This window comes from Kitasatospora sp. NPDC059599 (assembly GCF_042735125.1).
Classification (GTDB): domain Bacteria; phylum Actinomycetota; class Actinomycetes; order Streptomycetales; family Streptomycetaceae; genus Kitasatospora.
Genome location: NZ_JBHWCL010000002.1, coordinates 195109 through 196443 on the forward strand (window position 1 = coordinate 195109; position 1335 = coordinate 196443).

Genomic DNA, 1335 nt, shown 5'->3' on the forward strand with positions numbered 1-1335 from the left:
CTTCCAGTAGGTGTCGATGTAGCGCTGGTCGTCGCCCCAGATGGTGCGGAGCATGGAGGGCCAGGGTTCGGTGAGGACGAGGTAGCCGCCGGAGCCGTTGGGGACTTCGTTGGCGTTGTCGTCGACGACGGTGGCGCAGATGCCGGGCAGGGCGCGCTGGGCGGAGCCGGGCTTGGTCTCGGTGACGCCGGGCAGGGGGCTGATCATCATGGCGCCGGTCTCGGTCTGCCACCAGGTGTCGACGATCGGGGCGGTGCCGGCGCCGATGTGTTCGCGGTACCAGATCCAGGCTTCGGGGTTGATGGGTTCGCCGACGCTGCCCAGGACGCGCAGGGAGGACAGGTCGAACTTGGCGGGGATGTCGTCGCCCCACTTCATGAAGGTGCGGATCGCGGTGGGGGCGGTGTAGAGGATGGTGACGCCGTACTTCTGGACGATCTCCCAGAAGCGGCCCTGGTGGGGGGTGTCGGGGGTGCCTTCGTAGATGACCTGGGTGGCGCCGTTGGCGAGGGGGCCGTAGACGATGTAGGAGTGTCCGGTGACCCAGCCGATGTCGGCGGTGCACCAGTAGACGTCGGTCTCGGGCTTGAGGTCGAAGACGGCGTGGTGGGTGTAGGCGGCCTGGGTGAGGTAGCCGCCGGAGGTGTGCAGGATGCCCTTGGGCTTTCCGGTGGTGCCGGAGGTGTAGAGGATGAACAGGGGGTGTTCGGCGTCGTGGGCCTCGGGGGTGTGTTCGGTGGACTGGCGGGCGGTGATGTCGTGCCACCACACGTCGCGGCCTTCGGTCCAGGAGATGTCCTGGCCGGTGCGGCGGATGACCAGGACGTGTTCGACGCCGTCGGTCTTGGTGAGGGCTTCGTCGATGGCGGGCTTGAGGGCGGAGGGCTTGCCGCGCCGGTAGCCGCCGTCGGCGGTGATGACGAGCTTGGCCTGGGCGTCCTGGATGCGGGAGGCGACGGCGTCGGCGGAGAAGCCGCCGAAGACCACGGAGTGGGTGGCGCCGATGCGGGCGCAGGCCAGGATCGCGACGACGGCTTCGGCGATCATGGGGAGGTAGACGGCGACGCGGTCGCCCTTGCGGACGCCGAGTTCGAGCAGGGCGTTGGCGGCCTGGGAGACCTCGTCCTTGAGCTGGGCGTAGGTGAGGGAGCGGCTGTCGCCGGGTTCGCCCTCGAAGTGGATGGCGACGCGGTCGCCCAGGCCGTTGGCGACGTGGCGGTCGACGCAGTTGTGGGCCACGTTGAGCTTGCCGTCGGCGAACCACTTCGCGAAGGGCGGGTTCGACCAGTCCAGGGTCTGGGTCGGCTCGACGGCCCAGTCCAGACGGCGGGCCTG

1 protein-coding gene is annotated in these 1335 nt (G+C 69.3%); it reads right to left on the reverse strand.

From position 1 onward, the window contains the following. Positions 1-1335, reverse strand: a 1335-nt coding sequence (locus ACFV04_RS01880; protein WP_380526120.1) for an acetate--CoA ligase, incomplete at both ends; no start/stop codon positions are given.